General features: G+C 46.2%; 21 protein-coding genes. 7 read left to right on the forward strand and 14 right to left on the reverse strand.

Features of this window, described 5'->3' with window-relative positions:
* Positions 1-23: 23 nt before the first annotated feature.
* The 4 genes from BUB18_RS19920 to BUB18_RS19935 all read right to left on the reverse strand — a co-directional run bounded on the left by BUB18_RS19920 (position 24) and on the right by BUB18_RS19935 (position 4376).
* Complete coding sequence (locus BUB18_RS19920) at positions 24-1475, reverse strand: TolC family protein (protein WP_178372160.1); 1452 nt, start codon at positions 1473-1475, stop codon at positions 24-26.
* A 131-nt stretch (positions 1476-1606) separates the two neighbouring features.
* Positions 1607-2269, reverse strand: a complete 663-nt coding sequence (locus BUB18_RS19925) for an ABC transporter ATP-binding protein (protein WP_073084442.1) — start codon at positions 2267-2269, stop codon at positions 1607-1609.
* A 134-nt stretch (positions 2270-2403) separates the two neighbouring features.
* Entirely contained in the window at positions 2404-3093 is a 690-nt protein-coding gene (locus BUB18_RS19930; RefSeq protein WP_073084444.1) for an ABC transporter ATP-binding protein, read from the reverse strand.
* A 35-nt stretch (positions 3094-3128) separates the two neighbouring features.
* Complete coding sequence (locus BUB18_RS19935) at positions 3129-4376, reverse strand: efflux RND transporter periplasmic adaptor subunit (protein ID WP_073084446.1); 1248 nt, start codon at positions 4374-4376, stop codon at positions 3129-3131.
* A gap of 211 nt (positions 4377-4587) precedes the next feature.
* Between BUB18_RS19935 and BUB18_RS19940 the strand changes: the two genes are divergently transcribed.
* Genes BUB18_RS19940 through BUB18_RS19960 form a run of 5 tightly spaced genes read left to right on the forward strand, consistent with a single transcriptional unit; the run spans position 4588 to position 10559 of the window.
* The gene (locus BUB18_RS19940) at positions 4588-5940 is read left to right on the forward strand and encodes a sigma-54-dependent transcriptional regulator (RefSeq protein ID WP_218588068.1); all 1353 of its coding nucleotides are present in this window, start codon (positions 4588-4590) and stop codon (positions 5938-5940) included.
* 9 nt (positions 5941-5949) lie between these two features.
* A complete protein-coding gene (locus tag BUB18_RS19945) occupies positions 5950-7290 on the forward strand; it encodes a sensor histidine kinase (RefSeq protein ID WP_073084450.1) in 1341 nt (446 codons plus the stop codon).
* Between the two features lie 4 nt (positions 7291-7294).
* A complete protein-coding gene (locus BUB18_RS19950; protein ID WP_073084452.1) occupies positions 7295-8008 on the forward strand; it encodes a lysoplasmalogenase in 714 nt (237 codons plus the stop codon).
* A gap of 40 nt (positions 8009-8048) precedes the next feature.
* Positions 8049-9644 (forward strand): L-aspartate oxidase, encoded by a 1596-nt coding sequence (nadB, locus tag BUB18_RS19955; protein ID WP_073084453.1) that lies wholly within the window; start codon positions 8049-8051, stop codon positions 9642-9644.
* Positions 9645-9683: 39 nt separating this feature from the next.
* Positions 9684-10559 carry a lysophospholipid acyltransferase family protein gene (locus tag BUB18_RS19960; protein ID WP_073084455.1) on the forward strand — a complete coding sequence of 292 codons (876 nt, stop codon included), beginning with the start codon at positions 9684-9686 and terminating at the stop codon, positions 10557-10559.
* Positions 10560-10648: 89 nt separating this feature from the next.
* On the opposite strand, the gene BUB18_RS19965 is transcribed toward BUB18_RS19960, so the two are convergent.
* The 6 genes from BUB18_RS19965 to BUB18_RS19990 form a co-directional block, all read right to left on the reverse strand.
* A complete protein-coding gene (locus BUB18_RS19965; RefSeq protein ID WP_073084456.1) occupies positions 10649-11023 on the reverse strand; it encodes a LysM peptidoglycan-binding domain-containing protein in 375 nt (124 codons plus the stop codon).
* Positions 11024-11043: 20 nt separating this feature from the next.
* Positions 11044-11529: a BON domain-containing protein gene (locus BUB18_RS19970; protein ID WP_073084458.1), complete on the reverse strand. Its 486-nt coding sequence runs from the start codon at positions 11527-11529 to the stop codon at positions 11044-11046.
* 278 nt (positions 11530-11807) lie between these two features.
* Positions 11808-13211 (reverse strand): MBL fold metallo-hydrolase, encoded by a 1404-nt coding sequence (locus BUB18_RS19975; RefSeq protein WP_073084459.1) that lies wholly within the window; start codon positions 13209-13211, stop codon positions 11808-11810.
* A gap of 144 nt (positions 13212-13355) precedes the next feature.
* Positions 13356-13715, reverse strand: coding sequence for an ArsR/SmtB family transcription factor (locus tag BUB18_RS19980; RefSeq protein WP_073084462.1), 360 nt, complete (start codon positions 13713-13715; stop codon positions 13356-13358).
* 213 nt (positions 13716-13928) lie between these two features.
* Positions 13929-14606, reverse strand: a complete 678-nt coding sequence (gene tsaB / locus BUB18_RS19985; RefSeq protein WP_073084464.1) for a tRNA (adenosine(37)-N6)-threonylcarbamoyltransferase complex dimerization subunit type 1 TsaB — start codon at positions 14604-14606, stop codon at positions 13929-13931.
* Positions 14607-14609: 3 nt separating this feature from the next.
* Positions 14610-15272: a 3-hydroxyacyl-CoA dehydrogenase family protein gene (locus BUB18_RS19990; RefSeq protein WP_073084465.1), complete on the reverse strand. Its 663-nt coding sequence runs from the start codon at positions 15270-15272 to the stop codon at positions 14610-14612.
* Between the two features lie 99 nt (positions 15273-15371).
* Here BUB18_RS19990 and BUB18_RS19995 point away from each other — a divergent pair, with 99 nt between their 5' ends.
* Positions 15372-15752, forward strand: a complete 381-nt coding sequence (locus BUB18_RS19995) for a RidA family protein (RefSeq protein ID WP_073084467.1) — start codon at positions 15372-15374, stop codon at positions 15750-15752.
* A 71-nt stretch (positions 15753-15823) separates the two neighbouring features.
* Here the strand turns inward: BUB18_RS19995 and BUB18_RS20000 are convergent, their stop codons facing one another.
* The 4 genes from BUB18_RS20000 to BUB18_RS20015 all read right to left on the reverse strand — a co-directional run bounded on the left by BUB18_RS20000 (position 15824) and on the right by BUB18_RS20015 (position 20847).
* A complete protein-coding gene (locus BUB18_RS20000) occupies positions 15824-17494 on the reverse strand; it encodes a L,D-transpeptidase family protein (RefSeq protein WP_073084469.1) in 1671 nt (556 codons plus the stop codon).
* 193 nt (positions 17495-17687) lie between these two features.
* Complete coding sequence (locus BUB18_RS20005) at positions 17688-19238, reverse strand: Rne/Rng family ribonuclease (RefSeq protein WP_073084471.1); 1551 nt, start codon at positions 19236-19238, stop codon at positions 17688-17690.
* 453 nt (positions 19239-19691) lie between these two features.
* Positions 19692-20534: a tetratricopeptide repeat protein gene (locus BUB18_RS20010; RefSeq protein WP_073084472.1), complete on the reverse strand. Its 843-nt coding sequence runs from the start codon at positions 20532-20534 to the stop codon at positions 19692-19694.
* A gap of 25 nt (positions 20535-20559) precedes the next feature.
* Entirely contained in the window at positions 20560-20847 is a 288-nt protein-coding gene (locus tag BUB18_RS20015) for an HU family DNA-binding protein (protein WP_073084475.1), read from the reverse strand.
* A 221-nt stretch (positions 20848-21068) separates the two neighbouring features.
* On the opposite strand from BUB18_RS20015, the gene mutY reads away from it, so the two are divergent.
* On the forward strand, positions 21069-22142 hold the full coding sequence (gene mutY, locus BUB18_RS20020; protein WP_073084477.1) for an A/G-specific adenine glycosylase: 1074 nt from the start codon (positions 21069-21071) through the stop codon (positions 22140-22142).
* Positions 22143-22157 lie beyond the last annotated feature (15 nt).

Here is a 22157-nt window from a genome sequence, read left to right on the forward strand (position 1 = left end):
AGCAGTTTATTTCCTGAAAAGCGCTACAGGGATATTTTTTGATCTCTGTAGAACTCCAGCAATTTCATTTTAAATATATAATCGTACTGTGCAGAAACCTTGTCGATCTGGGCCCTGAACAGTTTACTTTGCGTGGTAATATAGTCGATGGTATTCATCAGACCAAGGTTGAATCGTTTAGTCGCGAAGTCATAGGCTTTCTGTGCAGCATCCACTCCTTTTGAAGACGCGGTGTACTTCTGAAGGGCAGCAACAGCATTGGCATGGGCGGTGTAAATATCCTGTCTGAGCTTTTGCACATCCTGTTCCTTAGTCAGCTTAGCATTTTCTACATTCAGCTGTGCTTTTTTGGTATTAGCCCTTACCTGCCAGCCATTGAAAATTGGGATACGCAGGTTCAACTGAATAAACTGCTGGAAGTTATTGCTGATCTGATCACCAAAGGGAGTCATGAAATATGCATTGGAAGGAATGTGTGCCCCTTCTTTTACAACAAACTGCGCAGGGGCATTTGCAAGATACCCCACTGTATCTATTGTTCTCTGCACCTTCGTCAGGTCCAGGCTTCTGAAGTTATTGGCAAAAGAGGAACCCAGGCCTGCGTTAAAACCCAGCGATGGATATAAGCCTGCCCTGGTAGACCTGTAATTATATTCCGCTGCCTGCACTTTATAATCGTCCGCTTTCAGCAAAGGATATGTGGTGGTAGCCGCGCTATACACCATTTCCGGCGCCATCTCACTCAGATGGGCCATGGGCAGATCAAATATATTTTCAGGCACCTCTGGCTGAAATGGAATTTCAAAATCCAGGTTCATATATGCCTTCATCTGCAAAATAGATGTGATAACATTATTTTGAGCAGTTACCAGATTTACGCTGTCTGTTGCCAGCTGTGCTTCCAGATCGGCCTGGTTGCTTTCCGGAACAGAACCGGCAATTACCAGCTTCTTGGTATTTGCCAGGTTGGAGTTGGTAAGTTTTACCTGCACCTCGTTCACCTTTACCTGTTCAATATTCAGCAGTATCTGAAGGAATGCAGTGGCCACGTTAAACGCGAGATCATTTCTTGCTTTATCCAGCAGGAAATTGTTGGCGTGTAAATCAAAGGTATTCGCCTTTACCAGGTTTTGCTTGGCAAACCAGTTAAAGATGTCACCCTGCACGTTGGCACTACCGTTCAGCGATGTGAAGGACTGTTGAATATAAGTGTTGGTTTCAGGGCTGGGGTTACGACCTTCATTGTACGCTCCACCTAAGCTGGCATTAACAGACGGAATTCTGTTCAACTTGCTTTGCTTCAGGGTAAGCTCGGCCATACGCTTCTGTATGTCCTGTTGCCTCACTTGTATATTATGTTGCAATGCGTAATCAACACAACGTTGCAAACTCCACGTATCCTGCGCTACAGCTTGTGAGATGTTAGCAAACATGAATAGTAACAGGCACCAGCCTGCATATCGGGATAATCTCATAGCATTACAAAAATATAGTAATTGTATCGATACTTTCCTGTTCTTATTGACGGAAGGTAAAATTTTAGTAGGTATGGTGGCATACCTCAAAATTTGAGTGTACAACATAATCTTTTTTTATCAGATTATTATTATTGAATTATACCGTCCTGTATCTGGATGATCCTGTTGCCATAGGTGGCATTCACATCGGAGTGGGTAACCTGTACAATGGTAATCTTATCCTGTTTGTTTAACTGGCTGAATAGTTCCATAATTACTTTAGCCTGATCGGAATGGAGGTTACCGGTGGGCTCATCGGCCAGGATGACCTTAGGCTCCGCCACCAGTGCCCGGGCAATACCTACCAGCTGCTGCTGGCCGCCGGAAAGCTGGCTCGGAAAAAGGTCCTTTTTCGCCACCATGTTAAAGCGGTCCAGGATGTCGGCCACCTTGCTTTTCCTTTCGGATGCCGGTACGTTCTTATATAATAAAGGGGTTTCAATATTTTCGTAAACGGTTAACTCGTCAATCAGATGATAGGCCTGAAAAACAAAGCCAATGGCACCTCTGTGCAACTGGGTGCGTTTTTTTTCATTCATGCTATCCACCCGCTCCCCCTGGAAAAGATATTTGCCGGAAGATGGCTCTTCCAGCAGTCCCAGAATGTGCAGCAGCGTGGATTTGCCGGAACCGGAAGGGCCCATTATCGACACAAACTCACCTTCCCGGATGTCCAGGTTTATGTTCTTCAGAATTTCATTCTTACCAAATCCTACCGGATAGTGTTTGGAGATATCTTGTAACTGTATCATAGTTTAATTTTTGCAAATTATATAGACAGAGTGTGTGGACACACTCCCTGGTTACTTGTTCACTTGTTATTCTACTCGTAAAAGTTAAAATATTATAACGCGATGGAATACACGCAGTTAGGTAACGTATAGGTCTATACGTGGAATTGCTCCTTGATATTTTCAGTTACCACACGGCCATCGAACAGGTTAATTACCCGGTGGGCGAATCCCGCATCATAAGGTGAGTGGGTTACCATGATCAGCGTGGTACCGGCATTATTCAGCTCCTGCAGCAACTTCATTACTTCTTCACCATTTGTGGAGTCCAGGTTACCGGTAGGCTCGTCGGCCAGGATCAGGTTGGGCTTGGCCACCACGGCACGGGCTATGGCCACACGCTGCTGCTGCCCACCAGACAGCTGCTGCGGAAAGTGGTTGCGACGGTGCATGATGTTCATGCGCTCCAACACCTCCTCCACCTTCTGCTTGCGCTCCGGTGCCGGCACCTTCAGGTACAGCAACGGTAACTCCACGTTTTCGTAAACGGTCAGTTCATCAATCAGGTTAAAACTCTGGAATACGAAACCAATAGCTCCCTTCCTCAACTGGGCCCGCTGGCGCTCACTCATGCGCGCCACCTCTTTTCCCCAGAAATGATACTCACCGTCAGTAGGATTATCCAGTAACCCCAGAATATTGAGCAGGGTCGATTTTCCGCATCCGGAAGGTCCCATGATGGCCACAAATTCGCCATCCTGTACTTCCATATTAATACCATTCAAAGCTGTGGTTTCTACTTCTTCTGTGGTAAAGAGCTTCTGTAAGTTAACGGTACGTATCATAAAAAGGCTTTTATGGGATTCTGAATATAATATTACTAAAAGGCTAACACATCTTTGTTGCCAAAACTTTCGTAGGAAGAAGTGATCACCTTGTCACCAGGCTGCAACCCTTCCAACACCTCGAAAAACAGCGGGTTCTTACGGCCCAGGGTGATGTTACGCTTTACGGCACGTTTGCCATCCTTATCAAGTACATACACCCAGTTCCCACCGGTGTCTGAGAAGAAACCTCCCAGTGGCAGCAGTATAGCTTCGTTAGACTTCCCAAGTACCAGCCGTATAGGGCTGGACTGGCCGCGACGGATACCTTCCGGGGTTTGCTTTTCAAAGGTAAGATCCGCCTGGAAACGGCCGTTCTTTACCTCGGGATAAACTTTGGTAACCATCATATCGTAACTCTTACCATCAAACTCGAAGGTGGCCTTTAAGCCGGCAAATACCTGTGAAACATAGTGTTCATCAATATCTGCGCGTAATTTGAAGCCGTTCAGGTCATCTATCTGACCCAGATTCTGGCCGGCAGTAATGCTGGAGCCCACTTCCACATCTATTGAAGATAACTGGCCATCCACGGGGGCACGTACAATTAAGCTGTTCAGGTTCTCCTTCATCAGCGCGAGGTTACGCTGTGTTCTTACCAGCGTGCCTTCCAGCTGGGCTATCTGGCGCACGGCATTTTCATCCTGGTATTGCTGGGATTGCTGCTGTATATCCCTTTGCTTGATTAAGCCTTCCAGCTCAATTTTGTTCTTGTTAAACTCCTGGCGGGCCACGATCTTTTCGTCTACCAGTTGCTTGTTGCGGTCGTACAAATCCTGCGCTGCTGCTATCTTCGCCTCCATTTCATACATCGTTTGCTGCATGGTAAATTTCTGCTGACGGATGGCCAACCGGGTATTCTGCAATTCGTTCTGTAAACGGTAAATTTCAGTTTCATGGTTCACGAAATCCATCATCAGCCGCTGGTTATCCAGCTTCAGGATGGAGTCGCCAGCCTTCACCATGCTGCCGCCTTCCAGGTATTTATGACTTACATATCCTCCTTCAATCGCATCCAGGCGGATGGTTTTTAATGGCATTACTACAGCAGTTACAGCTATGTATACATCAAAAGTTCCTTTGGTAACCGGTGAAATGGTAATTTTCTCCTTTTCCACGTTGAGGGTGGCCCTGTGATCTGCGAAGATGAGGTTATATGCCAGCAACAGTACGGCTATACTGCCCGCTCCTATTATCAGGATGCGTTTTCTGGTCCAAAATTTCTTTTCTAATTTTCTGTCCATGATTTATTGGAAAGTTTGATGCCCGGTAGAAGTCAATGCATATGCCAATAACGTAACTTACTATATTACAATGCATTAAAGCGTATTCCGCCGTTAAACTATGTCCTGTTCCGCACAGCATTTGTTCACATTCGGACACTTTCAAATCTTTACTTCCGTGCGGAGAAAAATTCTTTATTATTGTAGCCAATACCCACACAATATCACCGCTATGACCACAATGCAACAGGGGAAAATTCTTATTATAGACGACGATGCAGACGTGTTACGCGCTGCACGACTACTTCTTAAAAGACATTTTGAACAGGTTGACTTTGAAAGGAACCCCCAGAAAATACCCTACCTGATAAGTAATTTCGACTACGATGTGATTTTGCTGGATATGAATTTTACCCGCGACCTCAGTAGTGGAAAGGAAGGCTTTGAATGGCTGGACCGTATTCTCGATATCAAACCCCAGTCAACAGTGGTGCTGTTTACAGCCTATGGCGACGTGGAAATGGCCGTGAGGGCCATTAAAGCCGGTGCGGCCGACTTCGTGCTCAAGCCATGGGAAAATGATAAACTCGTGGCTACTATACAGTCGGCCTACCAAAAGCACGTAGCGGCTACCGCTAAGCCAGGTACCACACACGCCGGCACCGGTGGCAACCTGCTGATTGGCAAAAGCCCGGCCATGCAGGAAGTATTCGAAACTGTATCACGTGTAGCCGGCACCGATGCCAATATCCTCATCCTCGGTGAAAACGGTACAGGAAAGGATATGCTGGCCAGGCATATTCACCAGCAGTCACACCGGAAAGATAAACCCTTTGTGAGCGTGGATCTGGGTGCCATTTCCGAAAGCCTGTTTGAGAGTGAACTTTTTGGTCATGTAAAAGGTGCTTTTACTGACGCGCGGGACGACCGGAAAGGCAGGTTTGAAGAGGCCAGCGGCGGTACCATCTTCCTGGATGAAATAGGGAACATTACCACCCCTTTCCAGGCCAAATTACTGACGGTACTTCAAAACAGAAATGTTACCAAAGTAGGCTCCAACAAACAAATCAATATCGATGTGCGTCTGATCTGCGCCACCAACAAAAACCTCCCGCAGATGGCCACCCAGCAGCAATTCCGCCAGGACCTGCTGTTCAGAATCAACACCATTGAAATACACCTGCCCCCACTACGGGAACGCACAGACGATATCGTGCCGCTGGCAGAACATTTCCTCAACATCTACCGCGATAAGTACAAACGCCCTGTTAATAGTCTCAGCGATGCGCTAATCACCCAGCTTCAGAAATACGAATGGCCGGGAAATATCCGCGAACTGCAACACGCTTTAGAAAGGGCCGTGATTCTTTCACAAGGAAAAACGCTGCAACCTAAAGATGTATTCACCAAGAACAACCAGGCCAATGATCAGGCAGCTGATACCGGTTATAACCTGGAAGATATGGAAAGAAACATCATCACGCAGGCGATGAAAAAGTGCAGCGGCAACATCACGGAAGCGGCCAGGGAACTGGGGTTGAGCAGGGCTGCGCTGTATCGCCGGCTCGAAAAATATAACATATAACTACACTGCATGAACCGGTTCAGTACCAACCTCTGTATACGTGTTGTGCTGCTTGCAGTAACAATTACCGCAGGTGCATGGCTGTTTTTCGATTTCAGCCGGGTGCTTGCCTACCTCTGTATCCCGCTGGTACTGGGGCAGATGTACGGTATCTATCATTACCTGAACCGCATTAATCGTAAGCTGACGTTGTTCCTCGAGTCGATCCGCTACCAGGATTTTTCGATCCGTTTCAGTAGTGACAATAAACTGGGTAAAAGCTTCCAGCAGCTGAACCAGCAGTTCAATGAAGTACTGGAAGCCTTCCGGCAAACACGTGCGGAAAAAGAGGCGAACCTCAAATACATCGATACAATTATCCAGCATATCAGCATAGGCGTGATTTCCTTTGATGCAGCCGGAAAAATTGAGTTGATCAATCCTGCCGCATTTCGTTTGCTCAATATCTACCGGCTGCGGAACCTCTCGGAGCTGAAAGCCTCGCATCCCGGACTGGACGAGCTGTTACTGCAATTACCCTCCGGTAATAAATCGCTGTACGCTACCAAACAGCAGCAACAGTTATCCATACACGCTACCGCCCTGCGCTTGCAGGGGCGACTGATCAAGCTGATTTCCATCCAGAACATTCATGCGGAACTGCAAAAGAAAGAGCTGGATGCCTGGCAAAACCTCACTAAAATTCTGCGGCATGAGATCATGAATTCCGTGACACCAATTGTATCGCTCATCGGTACCATGCAGGAAATAGTGGCACTGGATATTGCGCCGGGAGCCAGCAATGCGGAAGGTATTGCCGACCTGCAGGAGGCACTGGACACCGTGGAGAGTCGCAGCAAAGGCATTATGAACTTTGTAAACGCCTACCGCGATTACACCGCCCTTCCCGAACCACAGTTCACAGTGGTAAATACCCGTTCGCTCGTTACTGCTGTGGCCAACCTGTTTCAGGCGGATCTGAAGCAGGCGGGCATTCAATTCTCCCTGGAAATTAATATACAGCAAACAGAGATTCATGCGGACATTTCGCAGATGCAGATGGTGCTGATTAACCTGGTAAAAAACGCCATGGATGCGTTGGAACACACCACTGATCCGCTAATTACCATGCACGTTTACCAGCCCGGTACTGGACTGTTACATATAGAGGTGACGGACAACGGCCCGGGGATCGATGAAGCGGCCATGGAAAAGATTTTCATTCCTTTCTTTACCACGAAGAAAAAAGGTTCAGGCATAGGTTTAAGCTTGTCGCAACAGATTATACAATTACATGGGGGTCAGCTGCGGGCCAGCAGTCCTGCCACTAGCGGTCATGGCTCTACGTTTTCTATCATCCTCAATATTTAACCATATGATGGCTCCTCTGTTTCGTTCCAAATGGCTATGGGTATACAGTATAATTTTATTGCTGGACGTTATATTCACTGCGCAGCAACTGCCAGTGCCACGCTACGTAACCAAGCCACTGCTCACGGTCGTACTGGCCATTTTCGTGTTAACGGAAAGGGGATACATAAAACGCAGCTATTTAGTCTTCCTGTTATTGGCTTTATTTTTCTCTTTCTGGGGGGATGTATTGCTGATGTTTGACCAGCTTAATCCTAACTTTTTCCTCGGCGGGCTGGGTAGCTTTTTGCTGGCACATGTAATGTATATCAGCTTCTTTTTAAAAATCCGGTATAGTAATCCCCCGGTACCGTTATGTAAATATCCATGGATCTTTCTGCATGCGGCGTTTCTAATCGGCTTCCTGATCTACCTGTTCCCGGTATTGGGTGATCTGAAGATACCCGTGATTATATACGCTGTTACACTTAGCGTCACCGTGCAAAGTTCCCTTCATGCGTTTCATTTGAACTGGCAGAAAGCGGGTGCTTATTGTATAACCGGCGCCGTGCTCTTCCTCCTTTCCGACAGCCTGATCGCAGTAGGGAAATTTGTAGGGCCTTTCCCCGCGGGTGGTGTGCTGGTGATGATCACCTACGGCCTGGCGCAGTGGCTGCTGGTGGCCGGTGCTGTACTGTATTTCAACCCATTATTACAGCGTAACCACTCCTCAATTTAGGGCTATTAGCTTTCAGCTTAATTCGTACTTTTGTTGCCTTATGCAAACAGATTTTCTTGTTATAGGATCGGGTATTGCAGGACTTACATACGCGCTGAAAGTATCGCAGCAGTGTCCTGACAAAAAAATTACTGTCATTACCAAGAGCAGGGAGGATGAAACGAACACCAAGTATGCACAAGGTGGCGTGGCGGTAGTAAACGATCTGGAAAACGATAGTTTCGAAAAGCACATCGAAGATACACTGATAGCCGGCGACGGATTATGCAATCCCCGCATTGTGGAGATTGTAGTAACAGAAGGACCGGAAAGGGTGAACGAAATCATTGAATGGGGAGCCAACTTTGATAAAACTGCCAATGGCGACTTCAGCCTTGGCCGCGAAGGAGGGCACTCCGTTTTCAGGGTAATTCACCACAAGGATATCACCGGTAAGGAAATAGAAAGAGCGCTGCTGGAAGCAATTCACCAGCGGCCAAACATAGAGCTGGTAACGCATTGTTTTGTGATCGACCTGATCACGCAGCACCACCTGGGATACCTGGTTACTAAGTCCACCCCGGACATCGAGTGCTACGGTGTGTATGTGCTCAACCGCAAGACCAACGAAATTGAAAAGATCTTATCCAAAGTAACGCTGCTGGCTACCGGCGGAAACGGCCAGGTATACCGCAGTACCACCAATCCTACCATTGCTACCGGCGATGGAGTGGCGATGGTGTACCGCGCCAAAGGCCGTATTGAGAATATGGAGTTTATCCAGTTCCACCCTACGGCTTTGTACCAGCCGGGTGTTAGCCCGTCATTCCTGATTACCGAAGCAGTTCGTGGCGACGGTGGTATTCTCCGGAATATTCATGGCGAGGACTTTATGCATAAGTATGATCCGCGGCTGTCGCTCGCTCCCCGTGATATTGTGGCCCGCGCCATGGATAGTGAAATGAAGATCACCGGTACTGAGTTTGTATACCTTGATTGCAGGCATATGGATATAGAAAAGTTTATCCATCATTTTCCAAATATCTACGAAACCTGTAAAGCTGCCGGCATAGACGTACAGCACCAGATGATACCAGTGGCGCCTGCGGCACATTACAGCTGCGGCGGTATCAAAACCAACGAGTGGGGACTCACCTCCATCCGTAACCTGTATGCCTGCGGCGAATGCGCCAGCACTGGTTTACACGGGGCCAACCGGCTTGCGTCCAATTCCCTGCTGGAAGCCATGGTGTTTGCACACCGCTGCTTTATGGATGCTACCAGTAAAATCGATACTATTCCTTTTCGGGATAATGTGCCGGATTGGGATGCACGCGGTACTACGGCGCCAAAAGAAATGATCCTGATTACCCAGAGCCTCAAGGAGCTGCAGCAGATAATGAGTGATTATGTGGGTATTGTACGCACAGATGTACGTTTGCAAAGAGCTATTCGCCGCCTGGATATACTGCATGAGGAAACGGAATCTTTGTACGAGAAAACAGAAGTATCTCCCCAGTTATGCCAACTGCGAAATATGATTACTGTTGGATACCTGATTGTTAAAGGTGCTGCCTTCCGTAAGGAGAGCCGTGGCCTGCATTTCAATACAGATTATCCGTTTAAGTGCGAGCTGTTGCAGAATATAGTCCTGTAAGGCAATCGGCTGGTTTTCATTACCTTTGCTATCAATTTAATGATAGGAAGAATGTACTATATACTACTGGTTATATTTTACGGGATTTCGTTGTTGCCATTGCGTGTGTTGTATCTGATAAGTGACTTTCTTTATCTGCTGATATACTACGTAGTTGGCTATAGGAAAAAAGTAGTTTTTGAGAATTTACGCCAGGCCTTTCCTGATAAGTCGAATGCGGAGATTACCAGCATCGCCAAAAAATACTTCCGTAATCTCACTGATATGATGGTGGAAACCATCAAGCTGCTCACCATGAGCGAAAAGCAGCTAAAAAAACGTTTCATCTGCGATCTTACTGTGCTGCGGGATTTGTATGCAAAAGGCAGGAGCTGCCAGATGCACCTCGGGCATAATTTCAACTGGGAATGGGCCAATGTTTTCTGCATGCAGGGCGTGGATTTTCCTTTCCTGGTGGTGTATATGCCCCTTACCAATAAAGCGGCTGACAGGCTTTTCAGGCATTTCAGGGAGAAGGCAGGGTCTATTTTGCTGCCAGCCAACGATATGGGTAACAGCATTAAACCTTGGCTGGATAAACAATATCTCATCGCACTGGTGGCGGATCAAAATCCGGGCAATCCACGCAGCTGCTTATGGTATCCCTTCCTTAACAAGATGACGCCTTTCTACAAAGGCCCTGAAATGAGCGCCAAACGCCATAATATCCCGGTTGTATTCGCAGATATCCGGAAGCCAAAGCGGGGATATTACCATGCTACCTTAACGCTGCAATTTGAAGATCCGGCTAATGAGCCTCCCGGCAAGATCACCGAAACATTCGTGCGGTTCCTGGAAAAAAACATTCACGAACAGCCGGAAGTATGGGTGTGGAGCCACCGGAGGTGGAAACACCGGTATGAAGACCATCAATAACGCTTTTGTTTACCCGCCTGCGGCGGGCAAACAAAAGCGGCATACAGAGACCGAAGGTCTCTGTATGCCGCTAAAAAGGAAATGAAAGTTTAAGACGGAATCTTCAACTTCTGTCCCGGATGAATCAAATTCGGATCTTTGATCTGATCTTTATTCGCTTCAAAAATATCTTTCCAGGATACACCCGGATAATTTTTCGCAATCTTACTCAGGTTATCCCCTGATTTTACTTCGTAGATTTTTTCTTCCGCTGCTGCATCGGTGGCTTTAAGGTTCATCACCACATCGGCCGAGCGCATTTCCGGGTCCAGTTTTTCGTAGGTATCCCACAGCTGGTCCTTTACAGCGGCTGTAGTAGCACCATCAATATAGAGCACATTATCCTGCTCTCTAACTTGCAGATCAGCTACACCGGCTGTTTTAGCCTGGTTTATCAGTTCCTGGTATTTGTCCTGTAAACTCATGACAAAAAAGATTTAAAGGGTTATTTAACTTTAATGTTATTCACAACTTTTTTAGGTTTTGACTCCTGTGCAGTGCGTACAATTTTTTGGAGGTCCGACTTGGAGGCGGTGCCTTCCAGTGTTACCACGCCATCCAGGATAGTTACGGAGATGCCGGAAAATCCTGCTGCTGCATAGGCCGAATCCAGCGAGCGTTTCAGCACATCGTCGGGATTAATAACAACAGGTGCCGGCGCTGGTTCCGGTGCCTTCACCATAATTTTGTTGTCAACAGATTTTACGCCTTTCACATCTTTGAGTGCATCTTCAGCGGCTGAACGTGCTGCTTCATCTGATACCTCTCCGGAAAGAGTAACTACCCCATTTTTTACATCAGCGGAAATGCCGGGGATGGCACTTAGTTTTTCATTCGCTGCCTGTTGAATTTTGCTGTCAGAAGGTTTGCAGGCAAACATAAATACGCCCATGGATATGATCAGGGCAACAAGTAAGGATTTTCTCTTCATGACTGGATGTTTTAGCCATAGAAGTTAAGGATAAACACCCGAATGGACAATTTTTTCCGGCTTTAACTTATTGTAAATCATATATAAACATGACATTAAATTGTCATGTTATATCTTATTAGCATGTAATCGTTACCCCGGTTTTCTTTCGGGCCTTCGGCCCGAAAGAAAACCGGGGTTCAGCCGTCGCCGGTGGCAACGGCTGAACCCCGTAAAGGGAAAGCCTGATCTGCCGCCGAAGGGCACAGATCAGGCTTGAAATATTCTTAGAAAAGTTTTTAGTTCAGTGCAGGTTTTTCCTGTACTACTACTAATCCCTTTTCGTCTTTCATTTTAGCGTACCCACCCTCTACATTGCGGATGTTGTGGATACCTTCTCTTTTCAGGAGTGAGCAGGCAATGATGCTGCGGTAGCCGCCCTGGCAATGCACATAAAAGTTCAGGTTATCTTCCATATCGGCCAGGTTACCCGGGTCTTTCATATCTATCAGGGAGAGATTAACTGCGTCTTTGATGTGACCGCTCGCAAATTCAGCGGGCTTACGTACGTCCAGTATCACGAGATTATCATCGTGCGGGATGTCCATCGCCAGTTCATCTGGTTCTACGGTGATGATCAGGTCTTTTTGCTCGCCGGCAGCTTCCCAGGCAGGGAAACCTCCCTTGAGGTAGCCTACTACATTTTCGAAGCCTACGCGCGCCATTCTTACCACTGTTTCCTCTTCTTTGCCTGCAGGAGTCACCAATACAATATCCTGGTCAAATGGGAGGAGGCTGCCAGCCCATTCAGCAAAGCGGCCTTCCAGACCAATGCTTACCGAGCCAGGTACGAAGCCGTCGCCAAATTCAGTGGCCGGGCGTGTATCCAGGATCAGGGCACCTGCAGCTGCTTTGGCTTTCAGTTCAGCCGGTGTGAGCGGTCGCATGGCTTTTTCCATCACGGCAGTCAGTGCATCGTAACCTTCTTTATTGATCTTTGCATTAATGGGGAAGTAGGAAGGAGGTGTAGAAAGCCCTGTAGTTACTTCTTCGATGAAAGCAGCTTTATCAGTAGCCAGCAGTGCGTAGTTGGTTGCTTTCTGCTCGCCGATAGTGCTGTAGGTGTTCGGACCCAGGTTTTTACCGCAGGCCGAACCCGGACCGTGTGCAGGATAAACGATTACGTTATCAGGCAGCGCTTTGATCACGTTGTTCAGTGAATCGTACAGCATTCCAGCCAGCTCTTCTTTGGTGAGGTTGCCGCTGAATAAATCCGGGCGACCCACATCGCCAACAAACAGGGTATCGCCTGTAAACACTGCATAGGGCTGTTGCTGCGCATCTAGCACCAGGTAGCAGGTGGATTCCAGGGTATGACCAGGTGTGTGCAGCACTTTTAAAGTGAGCTCCCCTATCTTGAATTCCTCGTTGTTTTTGGCAATATATGCGTTGAAGTTAGTAACCGCATCCGGGCCGAAAACTATTTTAGCACCTGTGGCTTGCGCCAGTTCCAGATGACCGGATACAAAGTCGGCATGAAAGTGCGTTTCAAAAATGTACTCAATGGTTGCGTTGCGTTCTTTTGCCAGCTCCAGGTATACTTCAATATCCCGCAGCGGATCTATTACTACCGCTACCCCATTGGATTCAATGAAGTATGCCGCTTCTGATAAGCAGTTGGTGTATAATTGCTTTACGAACATGGTTTTTGATTTTCACAAATTTACGAATTATATGGCTGGTGGAAGTATGGATAAAATCTATACCAAAATAAAAAAGTAGCCGCATGCGGCTACTTTTTTATATAATTTTCTCTGCATAACTGGCGTGGCAGCTATACCGAATTATTAACCTACGAGTTCTTCCACAAATTTAGCCACTTCAGCAATGCGTTGCTTGTTGATAGTGTAGTGAATGAACTTACCATCTCTTTCTGTAATTACGATGCCTGCTCGCCTTAAAATTGCGAGATGCTGTGATGCTACCGATTGTTCCAGACGCAATTTCACATAAATCTCAGTCACAGTCATTTTTTTATGATCCTCCAGCAGCTTAATCATCTGCTGGCGCAGCTTATGGTTGATAGCACGCAAAACCATAGCGGCTTTTTTAACGGCAATGTAATCCAATTTGATCTGGTCTTTTTCATTGTTACCTCTAGAAATAATAAGAGTATTAGAAGAGGTAGTTAATAATGTTTTTTCCATCGCATAATAGTTTTAAAAAATGATGAAATGAAAGGGATCAACGGACAGTACACACAAACAGTTAGACAACAATTGTGGTTATCGATTTATACAAAAATATAATATCTGTCACAATAAAAAAAATTTCTATACCTTATTTTTTCATATATATCCGCCAGATACGTGCAAAAAAGATGTAATTTGACAGAATTATGACAGAATCACACGTCCGTGCTATGCTTTTTTAGGAAAAAAGAACGGTTTAAGGTAAAAAGGACTGAAATAGGCGAGGTCAGCGAAGGATTTTGACGTATATGCAGCCTCCGACAACAGGGACATATCGCCGGCGTTCATTTCGTATTCGGCAAACGCGGCATTTTCCGCTGCAGGCAGCAACTGGCGCCACTTTGGACTACCATCTCCAAAGAAAATAACTTTGTGTTGAGCCAACAGCTCTTTATAGGAACCCTCCTCCAGGATCATGGCCTGAGGTGGCAATACTTCTTCTAACTTACTATTATACACTGCTGTAAATACTTCCATACGGCGTGCATCCAGCATCGGGCAATACAATGCTGCTGCATCCTGCTGTTGAAGCAGCATCCCCTGCGCCATCATCTGCAGCGTAGAAACCGCTATCAGCGGCTTTTCCCAGGCGTAGCACAAGCCTTTGGCAGTAGCCACGCCCACACGTAAACCCGTATACGAACCCGGCCCTGCACTCACAGCAATAGCATCCACCGCAGCGGGACTAATCCCCTGTTCCTTCAACAACTGCTGAATAAATAATACCATCGTAGCTGCATGATCACGCTGCTCTTCACTGTCGAGGGTTTGCATTACTTTACCATCGCGGGCCAAACTAACGGACCCTCTTACTGTTGCAGTATCGATATTTATTATCAGTGCCATGTTCTATATTGCTTCGTATTCGGTTTCTAATAAGGCAGCTACTTCAAAACGGCCATCATTGGCACTTTCCTGCACTGCCTTCAACACTTCATATACATTTTTAACGCCTATACGCTCACACCACTCAAATGGTCCGAACGGATAATTGGTACCCAGTTTCATGGAGATGTCAATGTCCTGGCGGGAAGCCGTTCCTTCCTCCGCAGTGATGTACGCCTCATTGATAATCATACATACCACGCGCGGTGTAACCAGTCCTACGGAATCCCCCACCACGGCATATTCCCAGCCAAGCTGGTACATGATGTTATCCAGGCTTCCGAACTGCGTTTCATCCAACACCGATACCTCTGTTACCGGCATGGTGATAAAACCAGGTAACAGGTTGCATCCCATGATGTTGAAACCCTGTTCAAACGCAGTATGGTTCATTGTTTCAGCCAGCGACACCTTGACCATACATGCCAGTACCGGCACTTCCGGATTACGTGCGTAGATGGCCGCATTGGAAAGCCTGTCGTCAAACAGGGTATCTATCACCAGGTCAAACGCCTTTACTGATAAAACATCTTCCAGGTTGGTTTTCCACTGTACATTATTTTTCCCCAGCCCTTTCTCCTGCAACTCTTCATACCGCTGGGCGTCTGCAATTACCAGGATATTCATGCGTAAAATTTCAGCAAACCTAATAAAGAATCATTAAATATGATGCAACCGCCTCTGTGCCACTGGCGTTGAACCTATTTATTTTATACTTTCGCCTTCATGGAAAAGCAAATCATTAATACCCAGAATGCCCCTGCTCCTATCGGGCCATATAACCAGGCTGTGAAAGCTGGTAACACACTGTATATTTCCGGTCAGATTGCCCTGAATGCAGCTACCGGAGAACTGGTGAAAAGCGGTGTAGTGGACGAAACCCATCTTGTTATGAAGAACCTGCAGGCAATCCTCACGGAAGCCGGTATGAGCTTCGACAATGTGGTTAAAAGCACCATTTTTATTACTGATATGAACACCTTTGCGCAAGTCAACGACGTATACGGCAGCTATTTCACCGGCACTTATCCTGCCCGTGAAACCGTACAGGTGTCTGCGTTACCTAAAGGAGTAAATGTGGAGATTTCTGTTATTGCAGTCTTATAAAAAAGTCCCTTCCGCCGAAGGCGGAAGGGACTTTTTATTCGGGAGACCAAAGGTCTCCCGAATAAAAAAACTTAGTTTTTCCCAAATAATGTAGCCGCCAGCTTGGCATCGTGGCCATATACATCATCCCTGAAATTCAATCGCCCTTCGCTATCCACAAAGGCCGTGAAGTACCCGATAAACACCGGCACCTTCTCTTTCAGCGTTACATATTTCTCTTTACCGGCATTCATGGCATCGTCAATTTTCTTTTCTGTCCAGGAAGAGTCGTTTCTCAACAACCACATGGCCAGATGTTTAGGCTCTTCCACCCGGATACAACCGTGGCTGAACGAACGTTTATCTCTCTCAAATAAATATTTGGCAGGTGTATCATGCAGGTAGATATTATATTCATTTGGGAACAGGAATTTCACCTTACCCAGCGAATTCTTTCCACCCGGCCGCTGCCGCACGATGTAAGGGAAATTTCTGCCGGAATACTTACTGAAATTAATAGCGCCCGGAGAAATAGCTTTTCCGCTGGCACCTACAATTTCCATGTTTTGTCGCGCCAGATATGCGTTACCACTACGTTTGATACCTGGCAGCACTTCTTTCGACAGGATACCCGGCGGCACATTCCAATAGGGACTGAACACCACATATCTCAGCTCGTTGCTGAATATAACGGTATTGGCGCCAGGCGTACCCACTACTACGTTACAACTCCAGTCGAGCTTACCATCTTTATAAACATGCATTTTAAACTCCGGTACGTTAACCAGAATATAAGTTTTAGGTGGTTCTACAGGAACCCAGCGAAGGCGTTCCATATTCAGCAGTACCTGTCTGATACGCTGTGCTATAGGCACATTCAGGGATTTTATGATAGCGGGAGATATTAGACCATCGTCTTTAAGGCCCATACGGATCTGATAGTTTCGTACAGCCGTGTCCGTGGCAGCATCAAAAATGCCGGAACTATCATGGCCGGGCAGGTCGCCATAGGCTTGCAGTCGCAATTTCACAGCGGCAATCAGGGCGGAGGAATCTCCTTTTTTCAGGTTTTTTTGGGGAGATGCCAGTGTATCCCATTTGACATGTTCGTTTACCACTGCCAGTTGCTTCAGGCGTTCGCGCAGCATTTTATATTGCGGATTTACCGGGGCATTGGTTTCAATATTACCTGATCCGGTGATCATGGAGTCCAGCAGGCTGGTCATGTCCAGTTTTTTCCGGGGGATAAACCATTCCAGGTCTTTGGCATTATCGCTGGTGAGGCCGCCCCATACTTTGTTGCCGTAGCTGAAAAACTGTGAGGTCAGCATCATTTCCACGCGTGGTATTTCGGCCACGTTAGCGTTGAGACTGGAATCGCTCAGCTCCAGTGTATCGATGAGCATTCGCAGTTCAGGGGTATTAACCGCGCTGTCCTTAATACCGAAGGCCGCGTCTGTTTTCATCATATTAATGAAGTTACCAGCCTGTTCGGTAAGTCCTTCCTTGTTGATCCAGGCGTAGTGATAATTCCGCTCACTGTAGAAATTTTTGATGAATTCAGCATAGGGCTGGTAGTTAGGGTGCGCGGAAAGGAAGGTATTGAGCTGGTTGCTGTCGAGCGTACGTTCGATGTACTCTTCCTTGCTATAGTGCACCGTGTCCCTTGCTTTTAGGCGTTTGCGCTGGCCACTGTTCTGCTGGCATGCTGCAAAGGCGAGGGCAAAGAGCAGGGCGATTGAGGTATAAAAGCGTAGATTCATATGAGTTATGGATGTGGTTCTAAGAATAAGCATGGCAATTCCGATGCCTGAATAACGGGGTGATCGATTGCGTAAATGTATGAAATTAACCGAGTTAAAGATGCCGGGAGGTGCATGTTCTAAAAATTTAAAGGGAGATGTAACTGCTACTTGTTACATCTCCCTTTAATAACTTATTGGTGCATCTGATTGTTTAAAGCTTTATCTCTTCTTCATTTGCGTCGAAGAAGCGGTATTCCGTGAGGTGGTAGTTAGCATCAGCTTTTACTTTGATCCATTTCTTTAACTGGAAGTACCATTTCCACTGTTTGGATGTCAGGAATCCTTTAGTGAGGTAAGCAAAGAGGATTGGGTGAACGTGAATGCTCAGTCCTTTGTGCTGGTGATTGATCAGGTATTGCAGGTTTTTCTCTATATCCTCCAGAATCAGCATGGAGGCGCCTATTTTACCGGTTCCTTTACAGGTTGGGCAATCTTCTGCCACGGAGATGGTCACTTCAGGTTTTACGCGCTGGCGGGTGATCTGCATGAGTCCGAACTTGGATATAGGCAGAATGGTGTGCTTGGCCCGGTCGAGCTGCATGAATTTCTCCATTGCTTCAAAAACTGTCTTTTTATTTTCAGGCAGTTTCATATCAATGAAGTCGATGATGATGATCCCTCCGAGGTCGCGCAGGCGTAGTTGACGGGCTATTTCAGCGGCGGCTTCCAGGTTGGATGCGAGGGCATTTTGTTCCTGGTTGTTGCTGGATGATTTATAACCGCTGTTCACATCGATTACGTGCAGGGCTTCTGTGGCCTCGATAATAAGGTAAACGCCGGAGTCGAGGTTTACGGTTTTACCGAAGGAGGCTTTCACCTGGCGGGTGATACCGAAGTTATCGAAGATAGGAGAACCGTTATTGTAGTAGTCTACAATATTTTGTTTTTCCGGTGCTATTTTCTGGATATACGTTTTGGTATCGGTATATATATTTTTATCGTTGATCACGATCCTGTTGAAGCTCTCGTTGAGGAGGTCGCGCAGAATGCTGGTGGTTTTAGCCTGTTCACTGAGTATTTTCTGCGGTGCCTGTCCTCCTTTGAGGTTGGACTGGATATTTTTCCAGGTTTCAACCAGGGTGGTGAGGTCTTCGTGTAGTTCTGCCGTTTTCTTTCCTTCGGCGGCTGTGCGTACGATAACGCCGAAATTGGGAGGCTTGATGGCTTCCACAATTTTCTGCAGTCTTTTTCTTTCTTCGGAAGAGTGGATTTTTTTAGAAACCGCTACAATATCATTAAAGGGTGTTAACACGATAAACCTTCCGGGTAGAGAAATTTCGCAGCTCAGGCGCGGGCCTTTGGAAGAAATTGGTTCTTTGAGGATCTGAACGAGTAGATTGGGTTTACCGCCCAATACGTCAGTAATTTTACCGGTCTTAACTATTTCCGGTTCATTTTTAAATTTAGTGAAATCAAAACCTTCAGGTGACTTATCGCCGAGGGCTTGTTGTGTAAATTTAAGAATGGAGCGGATATAGGGGCTTAGATCCGTGTAATGGAGGAAGGCGTCTTTTTCGAAGCCAACGTCGACAAATGCAGCATTTAAGCCGGGAATCAGCTTTTTAACCTTGCCCAGGTACAAATCGCCTACTGCGAAGTTAGGATTGCCGCTTTCGTGGTGTAATTCTACTAACTTTTTATCTTCCAGTAAGGCTATTTCTACCCCTGTCGGAGCCGCATTTATAATAAGTTCCTTATTCAAGCGTCCAAAATTTTAACCTTTAATACTTCACCTTTGGGCTATGCACACGACTGTATATAACAGCTTGCTGCATACCAGATTTTAGCTGACTATAAAGTTAGCTTATTTCGTCACGTACGTGATGGATTGCTTAAGGGTTCAGCGATCACTGCAGGTAGTATCCGGAGAAATCAGTTGCGGGATCTATGGAAACAACCTGCATGACTTTAGCAATTTAAGAATTAAAGCTAAAATCATGCAGGATATATGAAAATTTTTATCCGATCGCCGCGCCGGGTTAATAATACCTGGTTAGTATAAATGGCGGGAAACTGGAGTAATTATTTCTTACCTTTTTTATGCCGGTTCTTTCTCAGTCTTTTTTTACGCTTGTGAGTGGCAATTTTATGTCTTTTTCTTTTCTTACCGCAAGGCATACGCTAATACGTTTTTAGATGATTGAAAAAATAAATATTATTGAATACTTTTGATATAACTATCTACTTCTTTCTTCAGTTCCGGATCGTCCATGAACTGTTTGCTTTTCTCAAACAATTCGATTGCTTTCTTATTGTCTCCCTTACTTCTGTAGGATTCAGCCAGTACAAAGATGACCTTTGCATTGTCCGGATGCCTTTGCATAACTCCTTCCAGCCTTTCAATAGCTTTATCATATTGTCCGGATGTAATGGCAAGGTTCGCTAAAGTAACCTGTGCATCAATATTATCCGGGTGTTTTGCCACTATATCCCTGAGGTTAGCTACGCCTTTCATTGGTTCGCCACTGTTCATGTAAACCATGGCCTGTGACATTTTGAGCGTATCGTTCTCCGGGCTGAGTGCAATTGCCGCATCAAACAATTGTATTGCCTGATCAGCTTCCCATTTGGCAACAGCAGGATTCTCTGCGTGCTGCAGATGAGTTAAAAATAAATTGGCTGCAAAGGTGAGGCTTTTTTCGGAATTTTCCAACTTAGCTGCTTCACCAAGGTAATAAGCAGCTACCGGGGCCTCGTTGAGGGAGTCCCAAGCGGTGTAGAGTGCCTTAAATGCGGCGATCTGCTGGGTCTTTACGTCCCCACGCACCACATTTGTTTCAATCGTGTTTACTTGAAGTAGCTTTTCAGCGGGAATACGCTTCTTGGCTGCATCGAGCAGCTCAGAAAACGCAATAGGGGCCACCTCCTGTCCGCCCTGCATAGGAGCGGCAGTTGACATAGCTTTCTTGTCCGGTTTGGGTACCGTACGGCCAAAGGCATATAATACCACCAATAACGCTACAGCAGCACCAATAAGGAGAACTTGTGATTTTCGCATGGCCTAAATGAATTAGGCTGCGAAATTAAGAACTTTTAAGCTTCTTTACCTCAGCAACAAATTCTTTCGAAGGTTTGAATGCAGGAATAAAGTGCTCAGGAATCTCCACAGCAACGTTCTTCTTGATGTTGCGGCCAATCTTGGCGGCTCTTTTCTTGGTGATAAAACTGCCAAACCCTCGGATGTAAATGTGTTCGCCATTTGCAAGTGCTTCTTTCACTTCCTTGAACATAGCTTCTAGCGTTACTAACACATCTACCTTGGGGATGCCGGTTTTTTCAGCAATGTTGTTAATTAAATCAGCTTTTCTCATATAAAAGCGAGAGGATTACTTTACTCTCAAAGTTAATTTAAAATTTTTAATTGCTGAATTTTAAGCAAATAAATTTTACTATTTTTTCTTATACCTGTATTGGCGATTATTTCTATTTATTTGCATCCCTGGAAAGGGTCATCAGATATGCCTTCATAGGGTTTTCAGGCCTTCGTTTGCCATATCAATATACTAAATAATTTTATTAAAATAATATATAAATGCGTGCCGCCCGACTTTTTTTTACCGAGAAATTACTGGATTGGAACCTGGAAATGAATAACCGCTCCATGCCATGGAAAGGTGAAAAAGACCCCTACCGTATCTGGCTGTCGGAGATCATCCTTCAGCAAACCCGCGTGGAACAAGGCTGGCCCTACTACGAACGGTTCATCGCCAACTACCCCACCGTATCAGATCTCGCAGCTGCTAATGAAGAAGAAGTATTCCGCCTCTGGCAGGGACTCGGCTATTATGCCCGCTGTAAAAATATGCTGGCAGCCGCCAGGGAAATCCAACAAACCTATCATGGTCAGTTCCCTAATACACACGACCAGATAAAAGCCCTCAAAGGCATTGGCCCCTACACTGCAGCCGCCATCGCCTCCTTCGCCTTTAACCTCCCACATGCCGTGCTCGACGGAAACGTATTCCGCGTTCTTTCCCGCTTCTTCGGGATAGATACCCCCATCGACAGCACCGCCGGAAAAAAGGAGTTCGCCGAACTGGCGCAGGAATTACTGCCCAAAGATAACGCAGCCACTTATAATCAGGCACTTATGGACTTTGGCGCCGTGGTTTGTAAGCCGCAACGGCCCGAATGCAGCAGCTGCCCTCTCCAGAAAAAATGCGTGGCATACCACCAGCAACTCATTTCCCTGCTGCCCGTCAAAACCAAAAAACTGCAGATCAAAAAAAGATATTTCAACTATATAATCGCCTCCTGGAAGGACAAAGTGTACATCAGAAAACGTACAGCAGACGATATCTGGCAAAATCTCCATGAATTCGTACTCATCGAATCAAAAGAGGCAGCCGACAGTACCCAACTGCTCTCAGGAACCGATTTTAAGGAGCTCTTTGGCACTACCGTCTACGAAATCACCCGCATCTCCAAACAATTTAAACAACAACTCACCCATCAAACCATTCATAGTCAATTCATTAACATTGAATTGGCACAACCAACGGATATTCCTGGCTACCAACTAACTCCGACGGATACACTGGATAACCTGGCATTCCCCAAAACGATTACCACCTTCCTGCAATCCAAAACAGGCCTACTTTTATAAGACACTGCGGAGAAT

It is taken from the genome of Chitinophaga jiangningensis (genome assembly GCF_900142605.1).
In the GTDB taxonomy this organism is placed as follows: domain Bacteria; phylum Bacteroidota; class Bacteroidia; order Chitinophagales; family Chitinophagaceae; genus Chitinophaga; species Chitinophaga jiangningensis.

What these genes read in the sequence shown, in the direction of transcription:
- BUB18_RS19975 (WP_073084459.1), bottom strand. Translation starts at nt 13,211, where the DNA reads ATGTTCGTAAAGCAATTATACACCAACTGCTTATCAGAAGCGGCATAC.
- BUB18_RS20010 (WP_073084472.1), bottom strand. Translation starts at nt 20,534, where the DNA reads ATGCGAAAATCACAAGTTCTCCTTATTGGTGCTGCTGTAGCGTTATTG.
- BUB18_RS19950 (WP_073084452.1), top strand. Translation starts at nt 7,295, where the DNA reads ATGATGGCTCCTCTGTTTCGTTCCAAATGGCTATGGGTATACAGTATA.
- BUB18_RS19945 (WP_073084450.1), top strand. Translation starts at nt 5,950, where the DNA reads ATGAACCGGTTCAGTACCAACCTCTGTATACGTGTTGTGCTGCTTGCA.
- BUB18_RS19970 (WP_073084458.1), bottom strand. Translation starts at nt 11,529, where the DNA reads ATGAAGAGAAAATCCTTACTTGTTGCCCTGATCATATCCATGGGCGTA.
- BUB18_RS19965 (WP_073084456.1), bottom strand. Translation starts at nt 11,023, where the DNA reads ATGAGTTTACAGGACAAATACCAGGAACTGATAAACCAGGCTAAAACA.
- BUB18_RS20000 (WP_073084469.1), bottom strand. Translation starts at nt 17,494, where the DNA reads ATGAATCTACGCTTTTATACCTCAATCGCCCTGCTCTTTGCCCTCGCC.
- BUB18_RS19925 (WP_073084442.1), bottom strand. Translation starts at nt 2,269, where the DNA reads ATGATACAGTTACAAGATATCTCCAAACACTATCCGGTAGGATTTGGT.
- BUB18_RS20015 (WP_073084475.1), bottom strand. Translation starts at nt 20,847, where the DNA reads ATGAGAAAAGCTGATTTAATTAACAACATTGCTGAAAAAACCGGCATC.
- BUB18_RS19990 (WP_073084465.1), bottom strand. Translation starts at nt 15,272, where the DNA reads ATGAATATCCTGGTAATTGCAGACGCCCAGCGGTATGAAGAGTTGCAG.
- BUB18_RS19940 (WP_218588068.1), top strand. Translation starts at nt 4,588, where the DNA reads ATGACCACAATGCAACAGGGGAAAATTCTTATTATAGACGACGATGCA.
- BUB18_RS19960 (WP_073084455.1), top strand. Translation starts at nt 9,684, where the DNA reads ATGATAGGAAGAATGTACTATATACTACTGGTTATATTTTACGGGATT.
- BUB18_RS19995 (WP_073084467.1), top strand. Translation starts at nt 15,372, where the DNA reads ATGGAAAAGCAAATCATTAATACCCAGAATGCCCCTGCTCCTATCGGG.
- tsaB (WP_073084464.1), bottom strand. Translation starts at nt 14,606, where the DNA reads ATGGCACTGATAATAAATATCGATACTGCAACAGTAAGAGGGTCCGTT.
- nadB (WP_073084453.1), top strand. Translation starts at nt 8,049, where the DNA reads ATGCAAACAGATTTTCTTGTTATAGGATCGGGTATTGCAGGACTTACA.
- BUB18_RS19980 (WP_073084462.1), bottom strand. Translation starts at nt 13,715, where the DNA reads ATGGAAAAAACATTATTAACTACCTCTTCTAATACTCTTATTATTTCT.
- BUB18_RS19930 (WP_073084444.1), bottom strand. Translation starts at nt 3,093, where the DNA reads ATGATACGTACCGTTAACTTACAGAAGCTCTTTACCACAGAAGAAGTA.
- BUB18_RS19920 (WP_178372160.1), bottom strand. Translation starts at nt 1,475, where the DNA reads ATGAGATTATCCCGATATGCAGGCTGGTGCCTGTTACTATTCATGTTT.
- mutY (WP_073084477.1), top strand. Translation starts at nt 21,069, where the DNA reads ATGCGTGCCGCCCGACTTTTTTTTACCGAGAAATTACTGGATTGGAAC.
- BUB18_RS19935 (WP_073084446.1), bottom strand. Translation starts at nt 4,376, where the DNA reads ATGGACAGAAAATTAGAAAAGAAATTTTGGACCAGAAAACGCATCCTG.